Raw genomic sequence first — 23,069 nt, 5'->3', positions numbered from 1 at the left:
TAACGTGCAATTATGATATACCTCTATTGATTTTAACATAGATTCATGATGCATAGTTAGCTATTAAAAAACTGATAAATGACCACTGATTACCAATGCCTATTTTGTATTTTGCAGCAATGAAAATACATAAGGTAGAATCTGGGAATTTTAAATTAGATGGCGGTGCCATGTTTGGTGTAGTGCCTAAATCTTTATGGCAACGCACAAATCCAGCCGATTCAAACAACATGATCGACATGGCGGCGAGATGTTTGTTAATTGAAAATGGTGATCGGTTAACTTTAATTGATACCGGAATGGGTGCTAAGCAATCGGAAAAATTCTTTGGATACTATTACATGGACCATAGATTTGACTTAGATTCCAGTCTTAAAAATCTAGGTTTTAATAGAGACGATATTACCGATGTTTTTTTGACACATCTACATTTTGATCATTGTGGTGGGGTTATAAAAAAAGCTAGTAATCACGATGGATATGAACCTGCTTTTAAAAATGCCCGTGTTTATACCAACGAGTCACACTGGCAATGGGCAATTGAACCTAACGCTAGAGAAAAGGCCTCATTTTTAAAAGAAAATATTATACCGATTCAAGAAAGCGGTCAATTAGAGTTTGTAAAACAAAATCAAACTTTTGAGAAAGCCAATGAAATGGATTTTGACATTTTGTTTGTTGATGGTCATACAGAGAAAATGATGATACCGCATATTGAGTATGATGGTAAAACATTTGTTTTCATGGCCGACTTATTGCCTACCGCAGGACATTTGCCCCTGCCATATGTTATGGGATACGACACAAGGCCTTTGCTGACTCTTGATGAAAAAGAGAGGTTTTTACAAAAGGCCGCAACTGAGAATTACTACCTCATTTTAGAACACGATCCTTTTAATGAGATTATTACAGTTAAACACACTGATAAAGGTGTGCGATTGGACCAAGTTTATACATTTAATGACTTTTTTAATAAATAGAATATGAAGTTTACATTTAAAAATACCCTTGTGGTAACAGCCGTTGCTGGTATGCTAGCTAGCTGTGGTAGTGGATTTGATATAGTATCACCACCTATTGAAAATATTGATACTACTCCTATAAAGACAACTGCCCTTACTGAAGAGCAAGAGAAAAATTGGAAGGACTACGATCTTCAACAGGATACTATTCCAGGAATGAGTGTTAATAGAGCTTATAATGAAATCCTAAAAGGAAAAAAAGGTGAAACTGTTGTAGTCGCAGTTATTGATAGTGGTATTGATGTGGAACACGAGGATCTGGATGATGTTATTTGGGTAAATGATGATGAAATCCCAAATAATGGAATTGATGACGATAATAATGGTTATATCGATGATGTTCATGGATGGAACTTTTTAGGAGATATTGTTGATGAGAATTTAGAATATGAACGTATCGTTCGTGATAAGGATAAACTACCTGCAGATCTAGTGGCTAAAGCTCAAAAGGAGTACGACGAGAAACTAGAACAGGCTCAGGTTGCAAAGGGTCGTTATGAACAAATCCTTCAGCAAATAAATCAAGTTGATCCGTTGTTGAAAAAAGCGACTGGAAAAGACGTGTACAAATCAGAGGATTTAAAAACCGTTGAATCTGAAGATCAAGCTGTACAACAAGGCAAGCAATTGATGATGTTCTTGTTCTCTCAAAGTTTAGAGTCTAACAAAGATGCAATAGACACTATTACCGAGCTTATTAACGATCAAGCAGATTTGTTAAACGGATCTAAGTTAAAGACAAATTATAGAAAAGATATCCTAGGTGATGACCCTTATGTATGGGACACTCCAGTCTATGGAAATAATGAGTATAGTGGTCCAGATCCAAAGAAAGAAGATGCTTTTCATGGAACACATGTTGCTGGGATAATTGCTGCAGAGCGTAATAATGGGTTAGGTGTTAATGGAGTGGCTGAAAATGTAGAGATAATGGTTCTAAGAGCTGTATCTACCGCTGACGAATACGATAAAGACATTGCTAAGGCGATACGATATGCTGCGGATAATGGTGCTAAAGTGATTAATACAAGTTTTGGTAAATATCATTCTCCTAATCCAGAATGGGTATGGGAAGCAATTAAATATGCTGCTAGTAAGGATGTTCTTATTGTAAATGCTGCTGGAAATGAAGGTATTGATACAGATTTTACTCAAGTATATCCTCAAGACCAACAAGGAGTAGGAGAAGAAATATCGGACAACTTTTTAACTGTAGGAGCAATGGGTCCTGAATATGGAGCTAATATGATCGCTGGTTTTTCTAATTACGGTAAATCTAGTGTAGATGTTTTTGGTCCTGGAGTGAAAATCTATTCAACTGCTCCAAATAGTGAGTATAGATTTGCGCAAGGTACGTCTATGGCTTCTCCAGCAGTAGCAGGAGTTGCTGCCGTAGTGAGAAGTTATTTTCCTAAATTGAGTGCAGGTCAAGTGAAGCAGGTTATTATGGAAAGTGGATTGACTACAAATGCAAACATGACTTTAAGTAGAAGTAGAGAGACAACAAAGCCGTTTAAAGAGATTACTAAATCGGGTAGAATGGCAAACCTTTATAATGCTTTAATACTTGCTTCAAAAATGTAAGAAGCTGTTTTTATATTACCAATAAAAGTGCCTCATTAATATAGTGAGGCATTTTTTTTGATATAGATTGTAGTGTAAATTTAAAACTTAATCATAGCGAATATTATAGATAATAAACATTAAAAAATCGATAAACGGTAAATTTGTTTAAATTGACATTAAGTTTAAAGCTCTTTTTTTGGAGAAGATTGATAAATAAATATATTCGCAACTTAAAGAAAATGCCCCTATGCAATTCTTGTTATTATTAATGCTTGGTACAGGTACTGGTGGACCTACGCCACCGCCACCGCCGCCTCCTATGGGACCACCGCCACCTGTTGGTGATGTAGTTCCAGTTGATAGTGGTATTGTAATACTTATTGCTGCTGCACTTGCTATAGGGATTTACTCCGTTTTACTAAGAAGAAGAATTACAAAAGCTTAAAAAGCTTTTAATTATTTTGTAATTCCATTAAACGTTTTACATATTTTCCTATAACGTCAAACTCTAGATTTACGATATCACCTGATTTCATGTCCTTAAAACCAGTGTGTTCATAGGTATAAGGTATTATAGCGACTGAAAACTCATTGATTTTTGAGTTTACTACAGTGAGACTTACGCCGTTAATACAAATACTTCCCTTTTCAATAGTCACATTATTCAAAGCAGTGTCGTATCTGAAAGTGAATATCCATGACCCATCTTGTTCATCTATATTTATACAGGTTCCAATCTGGTCCACGTGACCTTGAACAATATGTCCGTCTAAACGGGCATTCATAAGCATGGCACGTTCAATATTTACGGTGTTGCCAACTTTAAGTTCGCCTAGATTGGTTTTTTTAAGTGTTTCGTCGATTGCAGTTACTGTATATAAGTCTTCATTTAGATCAACAATAGTGAGACACACTCCATTATGTGCTATGCTTTGATCAATTTTAAATTCATTTGTAATATCCGATTGTAATGTAAAATGAATATTAGACCCTTCTTTTTTTACTTCAACTACACGTGCAGTTTGTTCAATAATTCCTGTAAACATAACTTGTGAAAAAACCTTAATTTTACTTTTTCAAAAATACGGCTTAAATAGCGCATTACATGGTAAAAACTGACAATATCAAAGTAGGTATATCAATAGGAGATCCTAATGGAATAGGTGGTGAAATTATTCTAAAAGCTTTTGAAGATAATAGAATGCTAGAAATGTACACGCCTATAATTTTTGGTAGTACAAAATTGTTTTCCTACTACGCAAAAGTTTTTAAAATCAACACCAAATTTCAAGGGATAAAGTCTTTGGAAGATGTTGTGCCGGGTAAAATTAATGTTATGCGTCTTTTTAAGGAGCCTTTTCATGTTGATTGGGGAAAAGTAGATAAAAAAGCAGGAGAAATCGCGGTTAAAAGTCTTCAAGAAGCAACCAAGGCACTTAAGTCAGGGAATATTGACGTGCTTGTAACAGCGCCTATTAATAAGGAATCCATTCAAAGTGAAGAGTTTAAATTCCCTGGACATACGGACTATTTGAATCAGGAACTATCAGGAGAAAGCTTAATGTTTATGGTTTCGGATAAATTAAAGGTAGGTTTGCTTACCGACCATGTTCCAGTAAAAGATGTTCCGTCAAACATTACTGCTAAAAGTATTAAAACCAAAATAGGAACAATAAAAGAGTCATTAAAACGAGACTTTAAAATTTCCAAACCTAAAATTGCAGTTCTAGGAATTAATCCACACGTAGGAGATAATGGCGTTATAGGTGATGATGATCAAAAACAACTAATACCTGTTTTAGAGGAGTTACGCAATGATGGTACTTTGATATTTGGCCCTTACGCAGCCGACTCTTTTTTTGGTCAAAAACGTCACGAACAATTTGACGCTATTTTGGCAAGCTATCATGACCAAGGTTTAGTTCCATTTAAAACACTAAGCTTTGGTGAAGGTGTTAATTACACAGCAGGATTAAGTCATGTGCGCACCAGTCCAGATCATGGAACTGGTTTTGACATAGCAGGAAAAAATGAAGCAAATGCTAGTAGTTTTTCTGCTGCTGTACATATGGCTGCAGATATTTTTAACGCTAGAAAGGAATATGACGAACTGACTTCAAACGTATTAAAAATACAATCTAAAAAACGAAGATGATATTAACAGTTGATTTTTAATAACTTTTATTATCTTTGCACGCTCTTTATAAGAGCTATATTATGGAACTCAAAGCTTTTAATATTGCGTTTGCTGGTCTTAAAGTAGGGCAGCATCAATTTGAGTACGAGGTCGATAATACGTTTTTTGAAAATTTCGGATTTGAAGAGTTTAATAGCTCATCCCTTGCTGTAACTGCGGTACTAGATAAAAGAACCACAATTATGGATCTTAAATTAACTGCTCATGGAGTTGTTAACGTTAATTGTGATGTGACTAATGAACCCTTTGATTTACCTGTTGAGGTAGATATGGATTTGGTAATCAAATTCGGAGAGGAGTTTAACGATGAAAATATAGAGTTGTTAATTTTACCTCATGGTGAATACCAATTCAATATAAGCCAGTACGTATATGAGATGATTGTTTTATCAATTCCTCAAAAAAGAGTACATCCAGGTGTTGAAGACGGCACACTAGACTCAGAAGTGTTAGATAAACTTGATGAGTTGAGTGTAGCAGCTCCAGAAGAGAAAGAGACAGAACAAGTAGATCCCAGATGGGACGTATTAAAAAAATTAAAAACGGATAATAATTAATAGCCATGGCGCATCCAAAGAGAAAAATCAGTAAAACAAGAAGAGATAAAAGGAGAACTCATTATAAAGCGAGTGTTCCTCAAATCGCAGTAGATTCTACAACAGGAGAATCTCACTTATACCACAGAGCTCACTGGCACGAAGGTAAATTATACTACCGTGGTAATGTTTTAATTGACAAAACAGAAGAAGTAGAGGCTTAGTCTCTATCGTTTAACACAGGTTATTCGATATAATAACTTATTTTAAAATTATTAAAATGACACATTTTCAATTAAAAATGTGTCATTTTTTGTGGTTTTAGACTGTTTTTTAGTAGCTTTCGCAGCTCTAATCGTCTAATTAGAACGATACTTATGGGTAAAATAACAGCAGCAATAACAGGTGTAGGTGCCTATTTGCCAGAATATCGCCTTACAAATGCCATTCTTGAAACAATGGTGGATACTAATGATGAGTGGATCACCACGCGTACAGGTATTAAAGAGCGTCGTATTCTAAAGGAACCTGGTAAAGGAACCTCATATATGGCCATTAAAGCTGCACAAGACCTTATAGAAAAAAAAGGTATCGACCCTAAAACAATTGATTTAGTATTACTAGCTTCTGCTACACCCGATATGCCGGTTGCGTCAACAGGAGCCTATGTAGCAACACAAATTGGAGCTACAAATGCTTTCTCATATGATTTAATGGCGGCATGTTCAAGTTTTCTTTTTGGAATGAGTACAGCCAGCAGTTACATCGAATCAGGTCGATATAAACGAGTATTACTTATTGGGGCAGATAAAATGTCCTCAATCATAGATTACGAAGACCGCGCTACTTGCATTATCTTTGGAGATGCAGCTGGCGCGGTTCTTTTTGAACCTAATGAAGAAGGCTACGGTGTTCAAGATGAAATTTTAAGAACCGACGGTATAGGTCGTGAATTCTTAAAAATTGAAGCAGGTGGATCAATTCTTCCAGCCTCTCATGAAACTGTAGAAAATAAGCAACATTACGTTTTTCAGGATGGGAAAAGTGTATTTAAGTACGCGGTTTCCAGTATGGCCGATGTTGCAGAACAAGTAGTTCAAAGAAACGGTTTAAGTAACGATGATATAGATTGGTTAGTTCCTCATCAAGCAAATAAACGTATTATAGACGCCACAGCTAGGAGAGTAGAACTACCACAAGAAAAAGTAATGATGAACATACACAAGTATGGTAATACAACCAGTGCTACCTTACCTTTGTGTTTATATGAATATGAATCCCAATTAAAGAAAGGAGATCATCTCGTGTTTGCAGCCTTTGGTGGTGGCTTTACATGGGGATCAGTTCTGCTTACTTGGGCCTATGATAGTTAATCCTTTAATTAACCACCCTTAAATTATGGAATTAAAAGAAATACAAAACCTAATCAAATTTGTCGCAAAGTCTGGCGCAAGTGAGGTGAAATTAGAAATGGATGATGTAAAAATCACCATTAAAACACAATCAGACGAACCTGTTACTTATGTACAACAAGCACCGGTAATGGCAGCTCCACAACCAGCAGCTCCTGCACCTGTTGCACCAGCAGCGCCAGCTGCACCGGCTTCAAGTGATGCTCCTGCACCAGCAGCTGCTAGCGATGACAGTAAGTACATTACAGTAAAATCACCAATTATTGGAACTTTTTATAGAAAGCCAGCTCCAGACAAACCACTTTTTGTTGAAGTAGGAGACTCTATAAAAGAAGGTGATACCTTATGTATCATTGAAGCAATGAAACTATTTAACGAAATCGAAAGTGAAGTTTCTGGTACTATCGTAAAAGTATTAGTAGACGATTCTTCTCCAGTAGAGTTTGATCAACCATTATTTTTAGTAGATCCTTCTTAATTTAAGAGGGATTTATTGTTTGTGTTAGTGTCCATGGAAAATTACGCTTTCGCGAAAGCGTAATCCAAAACACACTATCGCGGTAACTAAAAAACTGATTATCATGTTTAAAAAAGTATTGATAGCAAACCGTGGTGAAATTGCTCTAAGGGTTATAAGAACCTGTAAGGAGATGGGTATCAAGACAGTAGCTGTATATTCTACTGCTGATGCTGAAAGTTTACACGTGAAGTTTGCTGATGAGGCTGTGTGTATAGGTCCTGCGCCTAGTAGCGAGTCTTATCTAAAGATGTCAAATATTATAAGCGCTGCAGAAATTACAAATGCAGATGCTATTCATCCAGGATATGGATTTTTATCTGAGAATGCTGATTTTTCACGTATTTGTCAAGAGCACGATATAAAATTCATCGGTGCTAGCCCAGAAATGATAAGCAAAATGGGTGATAAGGCAACTGCCAAAGCTACTATGAAAGAGGCTGGTGTTCCTTGTGTTCCTGGATCTGAAGGTGTAATTCCTGATTTTGAAACTTGTATAAAAGTAGCCAAAGAAACTGGTTACCCAGTAATGCTTAAAGCAAGTGCTGGTGGTGGTGGAAAAGGTATGCGTGCGGTATGGAAGGAAGAGGACCTTGAGGACGCATGGAATAGTGCAAAAACGGAATCAAAAGCGGCATTTGGTAACGACGATATGTACATGGAGAAACTCATTGAGGAACCTCGTCATATCGAAATTCAAATCGTTGGAGATCAAGATGGAAAAGCGTGTCACCTATCAGAACGTGATTGTTCTATTCAACGTCGTCACCAAAAATTAACTGAAGAAGTTCCTTCTCCTTTCATGACTAAAAAGTTACGTAAGGATATGGGTGAAGCAGCGGTAAAAGCAGCAGAGTTTATTAAATACGAAGGTGCCGGAACTGTAGAATTTCTAGTAGATAAACACCGTAATTTCTATTTTATGGAAATGAATACTAGGATTCAGGTTGAGCACCCAATTACTGAACAGGTAATTGATTTTGACCTTATTAGAGAGCAAATATTAGTCGCTGCAGGTGTTAAGATATCTGGTAAGAATTATGAGCCTACTTTACACTCGATAGAATGTAGAATTAATGCTGAAGATCCTTACTATGATTTTAGACCTTCGCCAGGAAAAATAACAGTGTTACATGCTCCAGGAGGACACGGAGTGCGTTTAGATACTCACGTATATGCTGGTTATTCAATACCGCCTAATTATGATTCTATGATAGCTAAGTTAATTACAACAGCTAGAACTAGACAAGAGGCTATTGATAAAATGAAAAGAGCTCTTGATGAGTTCCATATAGAAGGAATTAAAACTACGATACCTTTTCACAGACAATTAATGGATCATCCAGATTATGTAGCTGGTAATTATACCACTGCTTTTATGAATGATTTTGAAATGAAAAAGTAGTCCTTTTTTAAACTTAGTTTATAAATCCCAAGTCATTTCGGCTTGGGATTTTTTATTTCTCTGGTTATTGATAAAATATTTTATAATTGTGGTAGTTTGCTGTTAGTATGAGGTTGGTCTTGTTTCTTTTCTTCTTTTTGGCATTGGGAAATTGCTATTCTCAAAGTTTTGAAAATGTAAAGGTGAAGACTTTTAAACCATCAGATAGCTTATTAATAGATAGTCTTCCTATTCAAAAATCCAATTTCAAATTAACCAATATTAAGGGCGTTGCGATTGATACTAGTTTATATAAAGTTGACTATGTAACAGGCCGTATTTATTTAAACCCCATTATAGCAGCCTCTAATGACTCATTGCGAGTACAATACCTACCTTTTCCCAAGGAATTGTTTAAGGGTGTTCGATTATACGACCCTTCTATTATCCTAAGTGATGAAAGTCCACAAGAACAGTTAGTACAATTAATCCAGCCCAAAAAGCAAGAGATTCAAGTGCCCTTCAATGGATTACAAACTAGTGGAAGTATTTCCAGAGGTTTAAGAATAGGAAAAAACCAAAATAGTGTAGTAGATGCCGAGTTGGATCTTAGGATAACAGGTAAGCTTAATGATAAAGTATCCTTAAGAGCATCCATTCAAGACGCAAATGTTCCTCAAACACAGAATGGTTATTCTCAAAGACTGGACGAATTTGATCAGATTTTTATTGAGTTATACAGTGACTCATGGAAAATAAGAGCTGGTGATGTAGATCTAGAGCAACAACAATTTGCCTTTAATAAATTTACCAAAAGAGTTCAAGGTATTTCTGGATCGGTGCGGTTTGATGGAGACTCATCAAACAGCTATATAAACGCAGCTGGTGCTCTGGTAAGAGGAACATTCAATACTTCTAGATTTGTGGGTCAAGAAGGTAATCAAGGACCCTACAAATTAACTGGGCAAAATGGAGAACTGTTTATTTTAATTGTCTCTGGTAGCGAGCGAGTATACGTAAATGGTATTTTACTACAACGTGGTGAAAACAATGATTATGTAATCGACTATAATGCTGGTGAGGTTAGGTTTACACCAACTTTTCCGATAACAAGTGAAATGAGAATTTCTATAGAGTATCAATATAGCGAGCGTAATTTTACCCGTTTTGTGGGTTATGGAACGGCAGGATATCAGTCAGAAAAACTTAATATAGAGGCATATGCTTATACCGAGTCTGATGCAAAAAATCAACCTTTACAACAAAACCTCTCTGAACAACAAGTGCAAGCTCTCGCAGCTGCAGGAGATAATCCAGATTTACAAGTAGCACCTAGTGCGATTCCTGATGATTTTTCAGAAAATAAGATTCTTTATAGACGGGACATTATTAATGGTGTTGAACGTTTTGTGTTTTCACAGGATCCCAATGATGATTTGTTTACAGTTCGATTCACTTTAGTTGGAGACAATCAAGGCGATTATGTATTGATCAATGACCAAGCCATCGCAAATATTTATGAATATGTAGCACCGGTGAATGGTGTTTCACAAGGTAATTATGCACCTATAGTAAGGCTTTTTGCTCCACAAAATTTAACCATAACGGGTGTTAAAGCCGACTATGCTCCGTCTGAAAAAACACAGATAGCAACCGAGTTTGCCGCTAGCCGCAATGATCTTAATAAATTTTCTAATCTAGATGATGATGATAATGATGGTGTTGCAGGTAGGTTTGCTATCAAACAGGTATTGATTAAAAAACCTAAAAAGTATGATGTAGCCTCATCACTATCTCTGGATTATATTAATGAGAATTTTAGGAACGTTGAACGTATTTATAACATCGAGTTTGCTAGGGATTGGAATTTAGTTACTCTACAAGGAAATCAACTGTTTACTACACTGTCTACTGATTTTAAAATAGATTCAACACTCACAACTACTTATTCTTTTCAGCATTTAGAATTTAGTGATACCTATAATGGGAATAGACACGTTTTAAGTGGTGCTTATAATGATAGTTTGTGGCAGTCACGCTTTCGCGGAAGCGTACTAAAAACAAGTGGTACTGAATTTTCTTCAAAATTTAATAGATACGATATTGCCGTTAAAAGAAAGATTGGAAAAAACTATATAGGAACTAATTTGAACGGTGAGGGAAACGAGCAGAAAAACGTAAATACCGATCGGTTTACAAAGTTATCACAGCGATTTAATCAATATGAGATCTTTGCAGGTCGCGGCGATACTACTAAAGTTTTTGTTGAATTGGGTTATAGGCATAGAGTAAATGATAGTTTAAGGGACAATCAACTGGTACAGGTTAATAAATCAAACAACTATTACATAAGAGCACAACCCATTAAAGACGAGAAACAGAAACTACTGTTGTACGCAAATTATAGAAAACTTAAAGCCACTGCCGATAATATTGAAGATGAAGTTTCATTTAATTCAAGAGTTCAATACCAACGATCCTTTTATGATAAGAAAGTAAATTTCACCTCTGCCTATGAGACTAACAGTGCATCGATCGCACGTCAAGATTTTACCTACGTCGAGGTTAATCCTGGCCAAGGAACCTTTACTTGGATTGATTATAACAATGATGGAATACAAGATTTAAATGAATTTGAAGTAGCCCAATTTCAAGATCAAGCAAATTATGTAAGAGTCTTACTTCCTAACCAACTATTTGTTCCTACTCATCAAAATAAACTTGCTCTTACTCTTAACCTAAATCCTAGTTCGTGGAATGATAAAACAGGATACAAAAGGGTACTGTCTCATTTTTTTAATCAAACTAGCTATCAAATAGATCGCATGATTGCAAGAGAAGGTACAAGTTTTAGCCTAAATCCTTTTAATGATGAAGATGAGCAATTAGGATTGAACAAATCCTTTAGAAACAGTCTTTTCTTTAATCGAGGAAAGCAGGATTTTACTACTAATTACACCTATATCTCTACAGAATCGCAAAACTTGCAAAGTATAGGTTTGTTTTTAAGTAAAGTAAATAGTCACCAGTTAGGAATGGTCCATCGAATCAAGAAAAGTTGGCTTATTGATATAAGCTTACAATCAGGGTCTACAACCAGTTTGAGTGAAAATTTTGAAAATCGAAATTTTAAAATAGATCAAAGCCTGTTTAAACCTAAATTGAGTTACTTATTTAGTGCCAGCAATCAATTTGATTTATTTTATCAATATCAAAAAAAGGATAATAAAGTCAATGATCAGGCTAATTTAGAACAGCACAATTTTGGGGTTAATTTTTCATTTAATAAGCAGCAAGCATATGCTATTAATGGTACTCTTACATATATCAAAAATGATTTTGAGGGACAGGCTTTTTCACCAGCAGGTTTTCAAATATTGGAAGGACTACAAGACGGTGATAACTTGACCTGGCAATTACTGTTTCAACGTAATATCACAAGCTTTTTAGATCTTAACTTATCTTATAACGGTAGAGCAACTGAAAGTGCGCCTACAGTGCACACGGGCAGTGTGCAGTTAAAAGCCTATTTTTAGTTGCGACCCTTTTCATTGGGATAAAAGGTGTGAACGGGATCGCTTTGCCAGACTGTTTTATCTTCAATGCATATTGCTGTTAAAGGTCCTTTGTAGGCTGCGCCTGTGTCTATATTCCATACATTGGCTGCGTTAATAGGTGAAAAACTGTCTAGTCTTGTTGTTGGAGTATGTCCAATAAAAATCTCATGGTACAATTTTAATCTATCAGGATACCGTTCGTTTTCTATACTAAGTTCAGGATTCAAGCATAAGGCGAGTTCCCATAATGATCGATCCCAATATGTGATATTTGAATAATATTCGAATTTGGGACCTTTCAAATTATGAAACCCTGCATGAAAAAATCCATTGTTATCTTTCTCAAAATAGGGTAACAAGTGTTTTTCCAAAAACTCTATATGTTTATTTATAATTGCAGATTCTTTAGCTTTATATTTATCTACAGTTATCTGTCCGCCGTGTTGTAACCAAGAATTGTTTTTCTGGTTGGTTTTAAAATAATTTAGTAATAACTCATCATGATTACCCATGAGATAAACCGGTTCTAAATGACCGTTTTCTTTTCTTTCTTTTTTAAAATTGATTAAAAAGTCAATGACTTCGACACTTTGGGACCATCCATCTACATAGTCGCCTAAAAATATTAAATGATCATCATCTTTAATATTTATGCGGTCTAACAATTGTAGTAAGGCTTTGTAGCCACCGTGTATATCTCCTATTGCTATAGTTCTCATGAATTGTATTGTACTTTTCTTAAAATGCGTAAAGCTTCTTTAAATGCCTTATATGTTTTTACATATTTTTTGAGATGTTGCTTGTGAACTCGCATTTTTTCAATCGGTTCACCTACATTGTTAAACTTACAAATAAGCATGGTTTCCGGCAACTGCCTAAGATCCTCTAGTTCCCTATCGGTAAGCGGTGCATCAGTTGCTATTTTTTGCAATAAAGCCAGGTTTGCATTGTAAATGTGGTGTAGCGTTCTTCTATCGTAGTAAGGAGGATTAAAGAGAATTTTATTCTCTAAAGTATAGGTTCCATTAGGTAGAAATCTAAACGTTTGCTTTTCAAGTGGATGATACCGCTGTTGTGCTCCAATACCTAAATGCACAAATTCAAGTATACTAAAACTGGAATCATCATGTGTTATTTGAACTTCATCTAGGGCGCTGTAAAAAAGTTGTACTTGCTCATTGACCATTTCAATGTCAACTCGTGAATAGTAAGTTTGGCCTTTTTTATGTTTTACTTTGCCAGACCAACATATGACAAACTGTTCTTTAAAAACTTTATATTCTGCATGTAGACCGTTGTGACGTCTTTCCATAAACGTAACTACACTATCAAGTGTGTGTTCAATATGGTTGCTAGATTGTTTTTCAATTTGTCGAACGATTTCAGAATTAACATCATTGATTTCGCTATAGAAATCCTTGGGCATTGAAACGCTTCCATCCCTAAAAAAGGCTGCTCCGCCATAATATTTCCAAATGTTTTTGCGTAGGACAGTAAGACCATTTTGTGCTCGTATAGTAACTAATCCGACCACTTTTCCCATAGGTAAGTGTGGAAATGCAATATTCTCATATTGAATTATAGGAGCGTTTTGTAAATAAGCATTGACAAGGTTTTGTAGTTTAGAATCATCAAAAAAATCTACGCCTACAATGGAGTTACTCGCATCATCGATCCCTATAACAATGTAACTGTTGTTTTTAGGATTAGAATTTGAAAGCGCACAAATATGTTTTAAAAACTTAGCCTTTCCTTCTTTACTGCCTAAATCAATTCGCAACTTCTTGTCATAAAAACTATTCTCATCATTATGAGCTAATAGATTTTTTACGAGAAGTCGTTTGTTGATCATGTGGTCTAAAGATAAACCACAATTAATAGTAAACCATTAAGAAACAGTTATTTTACGTTTGCTATTTGAATGAGCTCATCGCTTTCAATCCGTGATTTTTCATACCCATGTAATGCTATGTGAATCATAGCAGTGGCAATTGTTTTTGGTGCAATACTGCGGTATTTTTTAAGAGGTCCTACAAGTAGTGGATCAATCAATTTCTGTACTTTTTTCCACATGCTTTCAAAGGGGCGTTTTTCATCTCTGGGTCCACTTATCAATGCTGGTTGAACAAAATAGGCGGCTTTGAAATTTAGATCCTTTATGTCTCGCTCCATTTCTCCTTTGCCTCGGTTATATAGAAATCTGCCTTCAGGATTTGCTCCTAGTGCACTTATGGCTATGACAGTGGATATTTCATTGTCCTTAGCCTGTTGAGCTACTAAAAGTGGTAGATCATGCTCAATTTTGTAGTATTCTGCTTTATCTGGTGTCTTTGATTGGGTAGTACCGGTACAAATAAATAAATGATCTCCATATAAGTGGTCCACATAAGTAGATGGATCAAATAGGTCAACAATATAATTTTTATGTTTAGGGTTTTGGTGGTTGATACGCTTTCGCGAAAGCGTAATCACACTATCATACTGCTCATTTTGCAGTAATTTTTCCAATAAAACACTACCACATAGACCAGTGGCTCCAATTATTATAGCACTATAACCCATAAAGATTGATTTGAGGATAGTACTAAGATAAGTGTTATCGTATTTGTACAATAGTAAATTGGCAATCTTCAATACCTTCTGATAGGTTTACAGTAGCTCCAAGGTCTGAAAAAAGTTCAAATGTGATAGTGTCACCTGTATTTAATTGTTCTAGTGACTCAACTTTTCTTACTGGTGGAGTTACAGGAAGCTCAAGAAGATCTGTTTCGGGAATAGTTATTATCCCTACTGTAAGTTCTGGAAAAACAACATCTACAGTAATATTGGCAAAATTCTCACGAGCAACAACAACACCGTTCTTCCTTATACAAACGCCATAGTTAATAGATGCATTAATTGAATTTGAAGCATTTATTCTAACTTTTATGGTATAAATACCATCTTGTTTTGCGGTGAACGTGTGTGTGGCAGGATCATACTCATCGTTAAGATCAAACTCTTCACTGTCAAAAGGAATTTGTGTATAGGTAGATGAAAGAACAAGTGTTGCAGAGGTCGCATTTGTAAATCCTCCTTTTACCGCGGTTTTAAGGGTAGCGTTTAATACATCGCTAGATGAAACTCTCATCACCTCGTTATTAGATCTCACAAGTATACTATCTTGCGCAGCGAGATTTCTATCAGTAGGATTTGTAACTGGATCTACATTACGTATCATAACATTTCCATTTATGTCTAAGGTGGCTTGTGGCGTGGTGGTGTTTACTCCAACTTGACTGTAAATGAAAGTTATATTATAGAATATAAAAATTAAGGTAAGTAGTGATTTCATAGGCTGTATTAGATTGATTATCATAAATATAAATATCTATATAGCGTATTGACCTGTTAAAAGTGTATTTTAACTAAAATCACTATTATTTCTATTTAAAATATAGACAAAATACAAATAAAATAGATAAAATGATTATAAATGCATTAATTCTATATTGTAGTTAACAACGAACACATAAATTAAGATAAATGCAAATAGGTTAAATTAGTTATTGCTCCATATTTTTGATTTGCTTATTACGATATTTGTAGTTGGAAATGTCAAACGAATCACATCAAGTATCTAGAAAAATTATTCATGTTGATATGGATGCTTTTTATGCAAGTGTCGAACAGCATGATAACCCATCATTACGAGGTAAACCTATAGCTGTAGGTGGTAGTAGTAAGCGTGGAGTAGTAGCTGCAGCAAGTTACGAGGCTAGAAAATATGGTGTGCGTAGCGCTATGCCCAGTGTGACAGCTGCACGATTGTGTCCTCATTTAATTTTTGTAAAGCATAGGTTTGATCGCTATAAAGAAGTGAGTAATCAAATAAGAGAAATATTCCATGATTATACTGATCTAGTCGAACCCTTATCACTGGACGAGGCTTATCTAGATGTTACGGCAAATAAATTTAATTTTCCTAGTGCTACTATAATAGCTTATGAAATTCGTAGGCGTATTTATGAAACTACTGGTCTTACCGCTAGTGCTGGCATCTCCATAAATAAATTTATTGCTAAGGTTGCCAGTGATATAAATAAACCTAATGGTCAAAAAACAATAACTCCTGATCAAGTGGTTTCTTTTTTAGAAAAATTAGAAATCAGAAAGTTTTATGGTATAGGAAAGGTAACCGCAGACAAAATGTATCAACATGGAATATTTACTGGCGCCGATTTAAAAAGTAAGTCCTTAGAATATCTTACAGAGCATTTCGGAAAAAGCGGTAGGCATTATTTTAATATTGTACGAGGTATTCATAATAGTCCCGTACAACCTCATAGGATACGTAAATCTCTAGGAGCAGAGCGTACGTTTGCCGAGAATATTTCTAGCGAATTATTTATGAAAGAGCGCTTGCAGCAAATAGCAGGCGAAATAGAAAAACGCATTGAAAAATCTGATGTTGCTGGTAAAACGGTAACCCTCAAAATCAAGTACAGTGATTTCAAAACTCAAACCCGTAGTATCACCTTACCCTACTACATTAGAGATAAGGAGACTATACTGAGAACTGCAATTGAACTGTTAGAACAAGATCGCTTTCGCGAAAGTGTAAGACTATTAGGTATAACTCTTAGTAATCTTAATAATGATCAATCTGAACAAGATGAACATGAAATTGAAGAGGTACAATTAGATTTTAAGTTTTAGTACAGTAACTTAATTTTATCTAGTTCATTTTCATACTTAACTATCTTGCACTACATTTAAGTATGACTTTCAAAAACACACAATTTACAATCATACATCATGATTTGAAAACAACACCACTAATTCCTTGGAAGGTTGTAGGTAAATTAATGTGGGATCTTACACCTAGAATATTGAATAAAATGGACGAGATAGCCAGGAAATATGATTGGCATTTTAATTATTTTGTTGATGGATACAGCCATTCTACGGACTATTCGGTTATCATTACTGGATCGGATTTAAAAATCGTATTTGCGTCTAAGAATATTGAAGATTTGACAGGTTATGACCCTTATGAAATGGTGGGACAAACTCCAAAAATATTGCAAGGTGTTAATACTGATCTAGATGCTGTTGAGCGTACTCGTGAGGCTTTGATATCCGGTATAGCTTTTAAAGCTAGGTTGCTTAATTATAAAAAAGACGGTGTAGAATACGGTTGTGAGTTGGATGCTTTTCCTATATATAATGGAAATGGAGTTCTCACCCATCATATAGCATTTGAAAAAGAATATAAGTTGATATAAAAAAAGCCGCATCAAACGATGCGGCTTTATTTTAGTTAAGTTATTCCACTTCGGTAACTCTTAAGGTATTTACCATTCCTTTATCAGTTACAGGCATTGCGGCTAGATTAATCAAGAAATCTCCCTTAGCAACAAATCCTTTTTCTTTAGCAAACTTGTTTACATCTTCAATAGTCTCATCAGTACTCACAAACTTTTCATACATAAAAGCTTTTACGCCCCATAGCAAGCTAAGTTGAGTTAAAATTCGTTCATTTGAGGTGAACGTGAGTATGTGTGCATCTGGTCGCCAGGCGCTTATTTGAAAAGCAGTGTAACCAGAATTGGTCATGGTAGTTATGGCTTTTGCGTCTATTTCATTTGCCATTTTGGCTGCGTGATAACACACTGACTTAGTGATGTATCGTTTTGTTCTTATGTGTGGTGGTTCATAAGGAACTTTTATTAAGTCACTGTCTTCTACTGATTTACAAATACTTGCCATCTTTTCAATAACTTGTACAGGATACTTACCTACCGATGTTTCACCAGAAAGCATTACGGCATCAGCTCCATCCATAACAGAATTTGCTACATCATTTACCTCTGCTCTAGTAGGAGTAAGACTAGTAATCATAGTTTCCATCATTTGAGTGGCTATAATTACGGGTATACGTGCTTTTTTAGCTTTTAATACAAGTTGTTTTTGAATAAGAGGAACTTCGTGTGCAGGAATTTCTACTCCTAGGTCACCACGTGCTACCATAAGGCCATCGCAATATGCTACTATTTTATCAATATTTTCTACTGCTTCAGGTTTCTCAATCTTGGCAACAATAGGAATTTTATTTTCACTATTTTCCTTAATCAAGTCTTGCAGTTCCATCAGATCTTTGCTGTGACGAACAAATGACAATGCCATCCAATCTACCTGAAGTTCACAAGCAAATTTTGCGTCTACAATATCTTTTTCAGTAAGAGCTGGTAGTGAAATATTCGTTTGTGGTAAGTTCACTCCTTTTTTTGAACGTAAAGGACCACCTTGAATAACCTTGGCAACTACTTCATCTTGTTTATTAGTAGATTTTACTTCAAATATTAGTTTACCATCATCTAGAAGTATGCGTTCACCTTTTTGAACATCTCTCGGAAACTGTTCATAATTCATATAAACACGTTCCTTAGTTCCTTGAAAAGGCTCTCCAGTTACAAACGTGATTTCATCACCAGGCTGTACTACTACTTCTTCTGCCATTACACCTACTCTTAATTTTGGGCCTTGTAGGTCTCCCAAAATTCCTGTAGTATAACCGTGTTCTTTATTTAAGTCACGAATCATTTGAACGCGCTCTCTTACATCATCGTGATCGGCGTGTGAGAAATTAATTCTAAATACATTTACACCAGCTTTCATCATATTAAGGAGTGTTTCCTTGCTTGATGTTGCTGGTCCTAGTGTGGCTACTATTTTAGTTTTTTTAGATGTCGGCATTTATTCAAAGATTAAATAGTCTTTATTTTTCAATTTAAAATAATCTAATAAATAACAGCTTGTGAAAGACTGGACTTTATTTAGATCATTTATTAATTTTTGCACAGGATAGCTCATGTTATTCTGTTCTATTTTAAGGATAAAATCAACCTTATGATATTCCTTAAGTAATGTCACGGTAATTTCCTCTTCATCTATAGTTTCAAAAAGCCCTGTGCCAGATACTCCTTTTAAAACGCCCTTAAACCTATTGGCAACTAGATAAAGTTGAGTTTGCAGTTTCTCGTCATAATCCTTGTACACAGGAAACGTTGCTATTATCCTATCAGTAAACAGTTCATGATCTGTTTGTTTTCTTTCAAAACAATGATCACTGTGCTTATTGATATAATACGCAACACGATAGGCAGGTAGGCTTGAGTGAATTCCTATAAGAGAAACGTCCTCTTCTTCTTCCCAATCACTTAATTTAAAAGTTGCCATAAGCGAGATGCATAACCACACAAATATATTTAACTACTTGATAAATTAAGAGTGTAAGATGTTGTATTACCGTTAATTCTTTACGAAAACGATATAGGATTTTTATATTCTTGATAGCCAAGGAAAGGTCTTCCTTTCCCTACAGGAACTTATAAAAATAGAAGATTATAGGGTAAGCTATGTTATCGCTTTCTATTGTTCATTTTATCTTGTAAAGCAAAGTAGGCTCTTTTACTTGCTTTCTCTTCAGCTTTTTTCTTGCTTGTGGCTCTAGCTTTGGCAATAACCTTGTTATCTAGGTACAACTTAACAGCGTAGTGTCTAAGTTCACTTGCCCCAGTATCTTCATAGGTATGATAGCGAAATTGCTTTTTATGCTTTTGACACCACTCAATTAATAAGCTTTTATAGGAGATAATTTTGCCTTCTAATTTTTGAATGTCCACGTAAGGTTCAATAACCTTGTTTTCAATAAATCGTTTGCAAAACTTGTATCCACGGTCTAAATAAACGGCACCTACTAAGGCTTCAAATAGGTTTCCATGGATGTTTCTTCCAAAGTTTTCTACGGGAACCTGAGCTTTAATAAAGTGGATAAGTTCAAAGTCTTCTCCTAATTCATTAAGATGTTCGCGGCTTACGATTTTAGATCTCATTTTTGTGAGATATCCTTCGTCGCCACTAGGAACTTCATTATAAATATATTCGGCGATTACAGCGCCCAAAATTGCGTCGCCCAGAAACTCTAGACGTTCATAACTTATGGCAATGCCATCTTCAGTCTTTTCACCTGTGGATTTGTGTGTAAAGGCTGTATGATAAAGAGATACATCTTGAACTTTAAGACCTGTAATATTTTGAACTGAAACCGCTAATGGATCTACGGAAGATTTTGAACGATTTGAAAATATTTTACGGAATCTATTCATTCAAAACAATAGCCATTAAATCTTTCTGAAAGCGATACAGCAATTGTGTCCACCAAAACCAAAGGTGTTACTCAATGCTACTTTAACTTCTCGTTTTTCAGGTTGATTTAATACTAATTTTAAAGAAGGATCGATATTCTCATCAACAGTGGTGTGGTTAATCGTAGGAGGAACGATGCCTTCTTGAATAGCCATTACACTTGCGATGCTCTCTACGGCACCTGCTGCTCCTAATAAGTGACCAGTCATAGATTTGGTAGAGTTAATGCTTATGTTAGGAGCGTGATCACCAAATACAGCTTTTATAGCTTTAAGTTCGGCAACATCGCCCAGAGGTGTTGATGTTCCGTGTGTATTTATGTGATCTACATCTTCAGGATTAATACCGGAATTTTGTAATGTGTTTTTCATAACAGCAATTACTCCGGTTCCTTCTGGATGTGGTGCGGTCATGTGGTAGGCATCACTTGAGAATCCGCCACCAATAACTTCGGCATAGATTTTTGCTCCACGAGCTTTGGCATACTCATATTCTTCTAGAACAAGAGCTCCAGCTCCTTCACCTAGGACAAAACCATCACGTGTACCATCAAAAGGTCTACTTGCGGTTTCTGGACTTTCATTGCGAGTTGATAAGGCGTGCATGGCATTAAAACCACCCATTCCTGCTTGTGTAACGGCAGCTTCTGATCCACCTGTTACAATTACGTCACAATGTCCTAGTCTAATATAGTTGAGTGCGTCTAGCATCGCATTGGCACTAGATGCACATGCAGAAACCGTCGTGTAGTTAGGTCCCATAAATCCATATTTAATGGAAATATGAGCTGGTGCGATATCTGCAATCATTTTTGGTATAAAGAAAGGATTAAATCTAGGAGTGCCATTACCATTGGCAAACGATTTAACCTCTTCTTGAAAAGTTTCTAGACCGCCGATTCCTGCACCCCAGATAACTCCGACTCTGTATTTGTCTACAGAGTCGGTGTCTAATCCAGAGTCAGCTATAGCCTCATCGCCAGCAACCAGTGCATACTGTGCAAAACGATCCATGCGTCTAGCTTCCTTACGGTCTATGAAGTCTTGAACATTAAAATTCTTAACCTCACAAGCGAATTTAGTCTTGAAATGTTCTGTATCAAAATAGGTGATAGGAGCAGCACCGCTCTTACCAGCAATTAAACCTTCCCAATATTCCTGTAAATTGTTACCTATAGGAGTAAGGGCTCCCATTCCAGTAATGACTACTCGCTTTAATTCCATGTAATTAAAATTACGCTTTTGCTTCTTCTATGTATGAAACTGCTTGACCTACAGTAGCTATGTTTTCTGCTTGATCGTCTGGAATCTGGATATCAAATTCCTTTTCAAATTCCATAATTAGTTCAACAGTGTCTAGAGAGTCTGCTCCTAGATCGTTTGTGAAGCTTGCTTCTGCAACAACTTCATTTTCATCTACGCCTAATTTGTCAACGATAATCGCTTTTACTCTTGATGCAATGTCTGACATAATATTCTTTTTTTAATTTTAAATGAATGGCAAAAATAACAAACTTTGTGACAAAACCGTCTTTTACTTATTTAGAGTTAACTTGCCATTGAATTTATTAATCTATTTTATTCTTAACTCTACCAGTCGGGTAACAACAAGCTTGCCATAAATTTATGAAGAAAATTGTAATATTTGCTAGTGGTAATGGGTCTAATGCTCAGGCAATTATAAATCATTTTGAAAATAATGATCAAGTACAGGTAACTCATATTTTGAGTAATAAACCTAACGCATTTGTTTTAAAAAGGGCTACACAAGCTGGTATTGAGGGGATAAGTTTTAACAAGTTCGCTTTCGCGAAAGCGGGATCCATTCATTCTATTTTAAAACAAATTAATCCCGATTTAATCGTGCTAGCAGGTTTTTTATGGAAGATACCAGAGTTTATGGTTGAAGAGTTTCCCAATCGTATAGTTAATATTCATCCTGCTCTATTACCGAAATATGGTGGAAAAGGAATGTATGGGAATCATGTACATGGTGCTGTCCTATCTAACAAGGAGAAAGAAAGTGGGATCACCATACATTACGTAAATGAGCATTATGATGAAGGAGGAATAATTCATCAAGCTACTTGTCCTGTTTTAATGAATGATACAATAGAATCACTTGCAAATCGTATCCATCAATTAGAGCACGAGCATTTTCCAGTAACCATTGAAAAATTACTGTCTTAATGGATGTGGTACACATTTATACTGATGGTTCATCGAGAGGTAATCCTGGTCCTGGCGGCTATGGTATTGTTATGATGGATGTCAATAAAAAAATAAAAAAGGAATTTTCTCAAGGTTACAGAAAAACGACAAACAATAGAATGGAGCTGCTTGCAGTGATCGTAGCTCTAGAAAAGATCAAAAAACAACCCGTTGATATCACTGTTTTTTCAGATAGTAAATATGTGTGTGATGCAGTAAATAAAAAATGGATCGATGGATGGATAAGACGTCAATGGAAAAACGTTAAAAATCCCGATTTATGGAAACGTTTTATAAGAGCTTACAATCGTGCACCTGCAAAATTTCAATGGGTTAAAGGTCATAATAACAATCCTATGAACGAGCGCTGTGATCAATTGGCAGTAGACGCCGCTCTCAATAAATCCACTCACTTAATTGATGAAGGTTTTGAACAGAAGGAAGAGGGATTATTTTAATCTTAACAAAGCATTAATTT

At 35.6% G+C, this 23,069-nt stretch carries 24 protein-coding genes; 14 read left to right on the top strand and 10 right to left on the bottom strand.

Annotation, left to right across the window (positions count from 1 at the left end):
- Positions 1–119 precede the first annotated feature (119 nt).
- The 3 genes from AAT17_RS06805 to AAT17_RS06795 all read left to right on the top strand — a co-directional run bounded on the left by AAT17_RS06805 (position 120) and on the right by AAT17_RS06795 (position 3,033).
- Entirely contained in the window at positions 120–980 is an 861-nt protein-coding gene (locus tag AAT17_RS06805) for an MBL fold metallo-hydrolase (protein WP_060523388.1), read from the top strand.
- A gap of 3 nt (positions 981–983) precedes the next feature.
- Positions 984–2,606, top strand: coding sequence for a S8 family peptidase (locus AAT17_RS06800; RefSeq protein ID WP_060523387.1), 1,623 nt, complete (start codon positions 984–986; stop codon positions 2,604–2,606).
- Positions 2,607–2,835: 229 nt separating this feature from the next.
- On the top strand, positions 2,836–3,033 hold the full coding sequence (locus tag AAT17_RS06795) for a hypothetical protein (protein ID WP_060523386.1): 198 nt from the start codon (positions 2,836–2,838) through the stop codon (positions 3,031–3,033).
- 7 nt (positions 3,034–3,040) lie between these two features.
- Here AAT17_RS06795 and AAT17_RS06790 read toward each other — a convergent pair whose 3' ends face one another.
- Positions 3,041–3,634, bottom strand: coding sequence for a riboflavin synthase (locus tag AAT17_RS06790; protein ID WP_060523385.1), 594 nt, complete (start codon positions 3,632–3,634; stop codon positions 3,041–3,043).
- A gap of 59 nt (positions 3,635–3,693) precedes the next feature.
- Between AAT17_RS06790 and pdxA the strand changes: the two genes are divergently transcribed.
- The 7 genes from pdxA (at position 3,694) to AAT17_RS06755 (ending at position 12,170) form a co-directional block, all read left to right on the top strand.
- Positions 3,694–4,743: a 4-hydroxythreonine-4-phosphate dehydrogenase PdxA gene (gene pdxA / locus AAT17_RS06785; protein WP_060523384.1), complete on the top strand. Its 1,050-nt coding sequence runs from the start codon at positions 3,694–3,696 to the stop codon at positions 4,741–4,743.
- Positions 4,744–4,805: 62 nt separating this feature from the next.
- Positions 4,806–5,342, top strand: a complete 537-nt coding sequence (locus tag AAT17_RS06780; protein WP_060523383.1) for a DUF177 domain-containing protein — start codon at positions 4,806–4,808, stop codon at positions 5,340–5,342.
- A 5-nt stretch (positions 5,343–5,347) separates the two neighbouring features.
- Positions 5,348–5,545 (top strand): 50S ribosomal protein L32, encoded by a 198-nt coding sequence (rpmF, locus tag AAT17_RS06775; protein ID WP_042276454.1) that lies wholly within the window; start codon positions 5,348–5,350, stop codon positions 5,543–5,545.
- A 153-nt stretch (positions 5,546–5,698) separates the two neighbouring features.
- Positions 5,699–6,694, top strand: a complete 996-nt coding sequence (locus AAT17_RS06770; protein ID WP_060523382.1) for a beta-ketoacyl-ACP synthase III — start codon at positions 5,699–5,701, stop codon at positions 6,692–6,694.
- Positions 6,695–6,719: 25 nt separating this feature from the next.
- On the top strand, positions 6,720–7,211 hold the full coding sequence (gene accB, locus AAT17_RS06765; RefSeq protein WP_042276449.1) for an acetyl-CoA carboxylase biotin carboxyl carrier protein: 492 nt from the start codon (positions 6,720–6,722) through the stop codon (positions 7,209–7,211).
- A gap of 103 nt (positions 7,212–7,314) precedes the next feature.
- Positions 7,315–8,655 (top strand): acetyl-CoA carboxylase biotin carboxylase subunit, encoded by a 1,341-nt coding sequence (gene accC, locus AAT17_RS06760; protein WP_042276448.1) that lies wholly within the window; start codon positions 7,315–7,317, stop codon positions 8,653–8,655.
- A gap of 182 nt (positions 8,656–8,837) precedes the next feature.
- Positions 8,838–12,170 carry a hypothetical protein gene (locus AAT17_RS06755; protein ID WP_157539242.1) on the top strand — a complete coding sequence of 1,111 codons (3,333 nt, stop codon included), beginning with the start codon at positions 8,838–8,840 and terminating at the stop codon, positions 12,168–12,170.
- On the opposite strand, the gene AAT17_RS06750 is transcribed toward AAT17_RS06755, so the two are convergent.
- The 4 genes from AAT17_RS06750 to AAT17_RS06735 are packed head-to-tail and all read right to left on the bottom strand — an operon-like array spanning position 12,167 to position 15,525.
- The gene (locus AAT17_RS06750) at positions 12,167–12,910 is read right to left on the bottom strand and encodes a metallophosphoesterase (protein ID WP_060523380.1); all 744 of its coding nucleotides are present in this window, start codon (positions 12,908–12,910) and stop codon (positions 12,167–12,169) included. The two genes, AAT17_RS06755 and AAT17_RS06750, sit on opposite strands and share 4 nt — an antisense overlap.
- Positions 12,907–14,043: an ATP-binding protein gene (locus AAT17_RS06745; RefSeq protein WP_060523379.1), complete on the bottom strand. Its 1,137-nt coding sequence runs from the start codon at positions 14,041–14,043 to the stop codon at positions 12,907–12,909. The genes AAT17_RS06750 and AAT17_RS06745 overlap by 4 nt, the downstream gene beginning before the upstream one ends.
- A gap of 47 nt (positions 14,044–14,090) precedes the next feature.
- The gene (locus tag AAT17_RS06740) at positions 14,091–14,753 is read right to left on the bottom strand and encodes an NAD-dependent epimerase/dehydratase family protein (protein ID WP_060525031.1); all 663 of its coding nucleotides are present in this window, start codon (positions 14,751–14,753) and stop codon (positions 14,091–14,093) included.
- Between the two features lie 34 nt (positions 14,754–14,787).
- Positions 14,788–15,525, bottom strand: a complete 738-nt coding sequence (locus AAT17_RS06735; protein ID WP_152557354.1) for a hypothetical protein — start codon at positions 15,523–15,525, stop codon at positions 14,788–14,790.
- Between the two features lie 260 nt (positions 15,526–15,785).
- Here AAT17_RS06735 and dinB point away from each other — a divergent pair, with 260 nt between their 5' ends.
- Together dinB and AAT17_RS06725 are read left to right on the top strand one after the other, a co-directional pair.
- A complete protein-coding gene (gene dinB / locus AAT17_RS06730) occupies positions 15,786–16,889 on the top strand; it encodes a DNA polymerase IV (protein ID WP_060523378.1) in 1,104 nt (367 codons plus the stop codon).
- Positions 16,890–16,951: 62 nt separating this feature from the next.
- A complete protein-coding gene (locus AAT17_RS06725; RefSeq protein WP_052510254.1) occupies positions 16,952–17,458 on the top strand; it encodes a PAS domain-containing protein in 507 nt (168 codons plus the stop codon).
- 40 nt (positions 17,459–17,498) lie between these two features.
- On the opposite strand, the gene pyk is transcribed toward AAT17_RS06725, so the two are convergent.
- From pyk to AAT17_RS06700, 5 genes are all read right to left on the bottom strand, one after another.
- Positions 17,499–18,929 (bottom strand): pyruvate kinase, encoded by a 1,431-nt coding sequence (gene pyk, locus AAT17_RS06720; RefSeq protein ID WP_060523377.1) that lies wholly within the window; start codon positions 18,927–18,929, stop codon positions 17,499–17,501.
- Positions 18,930–19,412, bottom strand: coding sequence for an IPExxxVDY family protein (locus AAT17_RS06715; protein WP_060523376.1), 483 nt, complete (start codon positions 19,410–19,412; stop codon positions 18,930–18,932). It abuts the gene before it with no gap.
- 182 nt (positions 19,413–19,594) lie between these two features.
- Entirely contained in the window at positions 19,595–20,341 is a 747-nt protein-coding gene (gene rnc, locus AAT17_RS06710; RefSeq protein ID WP_042276433.1) for a ribonuclease III, read from the bottom strand.
- Positions 20,342–20,356: 15 nt separating this feature from the next.
- Positions 20,357–21,604 (bottom strand): beta-ketoacyl-ACP synthase II, encoded by a 1,248-nt coding sequence (gene fabF / locus AAT17_RS06705; protein WP_060523375.1) that lies wholly within the window; start codon positions 21,602–21,604, stop codon positions 20,357–20,359.
- Between the two features lie 10 nt (positions 21,605–21,614).
- Entirely contained in the window at positions 21,615–21,851 is a 237-nt protein-coding gene (locus AAT17_RS06700) for an acyl carrier protein (RefSeq protein WP_042276429.1), read from the bottom strand.
- A 155-nt stretch (positions 21,852–22,006) separates the two neighbouring features.
- Between AAT17_RS06700 and purN the strand changes: the two genes are divergently transcribed.
- Positions 22,007–22,570, top strand: coding sequence for a phosphoribosylglycinamide formyltransferase (gene purN / locus AAT17_RS06695; RefSeq protein ID WP_060523374.1), 564 nt, complete (start codon positions 22,007–22,009; stop codon positions 22,568–22,570).
- The gene (rnhA, locus tag AAT17_RS06690) at positions 22,570–23,049 is read left to right on the top strand and encodes a ribonuclease HI (protein ID WP_042276425.1); all 480 of its coding nucleotides are present in this window, start codon (positions 22,570–22,572) and stop codon (positions 23,047–23,049) included. The genes purN and rnhA overlap by 1 nt, the downstream gene beginning before the upstream one ends.
- Positions 23,050–23,069 lie beyond the last annotated feature (20 nt).

Origin of the sequence: Nonlabens sp. MIC269 (genome assembly GCF_001430865.1) — a bacterium.
GTDB classification, from domain to species: domain Bacteria; phylum Bacteroidota; class Bacteroidia; order Flavobacteriales; family Flavobacteriaceae; genus Nonlabens; species Nonlabens tegetincola.
The sequence above is the reverse complement of the archived record's forward strand: the minus strand, read 5'-3'. Positions and strand labels throughout refer to the sequence as shown.

Bases quoted from the DNA above. Each gene is read 5' to 3' on its own strand.
- AAT17_RS06805 (WP_060523388.1), top strand. From the start codon at position 120: ATGAAAATACATAAGGTAGAATCTGGGAATTTTAAATTAGATGGCGGT.
- AAT17_RS06800 (WP_060523387.1), top strand. From the start codon at position 984: ATGAAGTTTACATTTAAAAATACCCTTGTGGTAACAGCCGTTGCTGGT.
- AAT17_RS06795 (WP_060523386.1), top strand. From the start codon at position 2,836: ATGCAATTCTTGTTATTATTAATGCTTGGTACAGGTACTGGTGGACCT.
- AAT17_RS06790 (WP_060523385.1), bottom strand. From the start codon at position 3,634: ATGTTTACAGGAATTATTGAACAAACTGCACGTGTAGTTGAAGTAAAA.
- pdxA (WP_060523384.1), top strand. From the start codon at position 3,694: ATGGTAAAAACTGACAATATCAAAGTAGGTATATCAATAGGAGATCCT.
- AAT17_RS06780 (WP_060523383.1), top strand. From the start codon at position 4,806: ATGGAACTCAAAGCTTTTAATATTGCGTTTGCTGGTCTTAAAGTAGGG.
- rpmF (WP_042276454.1), top strand. From the start codon at position 5,348: ATGGCGCATCCAAAGAGAAAAATCAGTAAAACAAGAAGAGATAAAAGG.
- AAT17_RS06770 (WP_060523382.1), top strand. From the start codon at position 5,699: ATGGGTAAAATAACAGCAGCAATAACAGGTGTAGGTGCCTATTTGCCA.
- accB (WP_042276449.1), top strand. From the start codon at position 6,720: ATGGAATTAAAAGAAATACAAAACCTAATCAAATTTGTCGCAAAGTCT.
- accC (WP_042276448.1), top strand. From the start codon at position 7,315: ATGTTTAAAAAAGTATTGATAGCAAACCGTGGTGAAATTGCTCTAAGG.
- AAT17_RS06750 (WP_060523380.1), bottom strand. From the start codon at position 12,910: ATGAGAACTATAGCAATAGGAGATATACACGGTGGCTACAAAGCCTTA.
- AAT17_RS06745 (WP_060523379.1), bottom strand. From the start codon at position 14,043: ATGATCAACAAACGACTTCTCGTAAAAAATCTATTAGCTCATAATGAT.
- AAT17_RS06740 (WP_060525031.1), bottom strand. From the start codon at position 14,753: ATGGGTTATAGTGCTATAATAATTGGAGCCACTGGTCTATGTGGTAGT.
- AAT17_RS06735 (WP_152557354.1), bottom strand. From the start codon at position 15,525: ATGAAATCACTACTTACCTTAATTTTTATATTCTATAATATAACTTTC.
- dinB (WP_060523378.1), top strand. From the start codon at position 15,786: ATGTCAAACGAATCACATCAAGTATCTAGAAAAATTATTCATGTTGAT.
- AAT17_RS06725 (WP_052510254.1), top strand. From the start codon at position 16,952: ATGACTTTCAAAAACACACAATTTACAATCATACATCATGATTTGAAA.
- pyk (WP_060523377.1), bottom strand. From the start codon at position 18,929: ATGCCGACATCTAAAAAAACTAAAATAGTAGCCACACTAGGACCAGCA.
- AAT17_RS06715 (WP_060523376.1), bottom strand. From the start codon at position 19,412: ATGGCAACTTTTAAATTAAGTGATTGGGAAGAAGAAGAGGACGTTTCT.
- rnc (WP_042276433.1), bottom strand. From the start codon at position 20,341: ATGAATAGATTCCGTAAAATATTTTCAAATCGTTCAAAATCTTCCGTA.
- fabF (WP_060523375.1), bottom strand. From the start codon at position 21,604: ATGGAATTAAAGCGAGTAGTCATTACTGGAATGGGAGCCCTTACTCCT.
- AAT17_RS06700 (WP_042276429.1), bottom strand. From the start codon at position 21,851: ATGTCAGACATTGCATCAAGAGTAAAAGCGATTATCGTTGACAAATTA.
- purN (WP_060523374.1), top strand. From the start codon at position 22,007: ATGAAGAAAATTGTAATATTTGCTAGTGGTAATGGGTCTAATGCTCAG.
- rnhA (WP_042276425.1), top strand. From the start codon at position 22,570: ATGGATGTGGTACACATTTATACTGATGGTTCATCGAGAGGTAATCCT.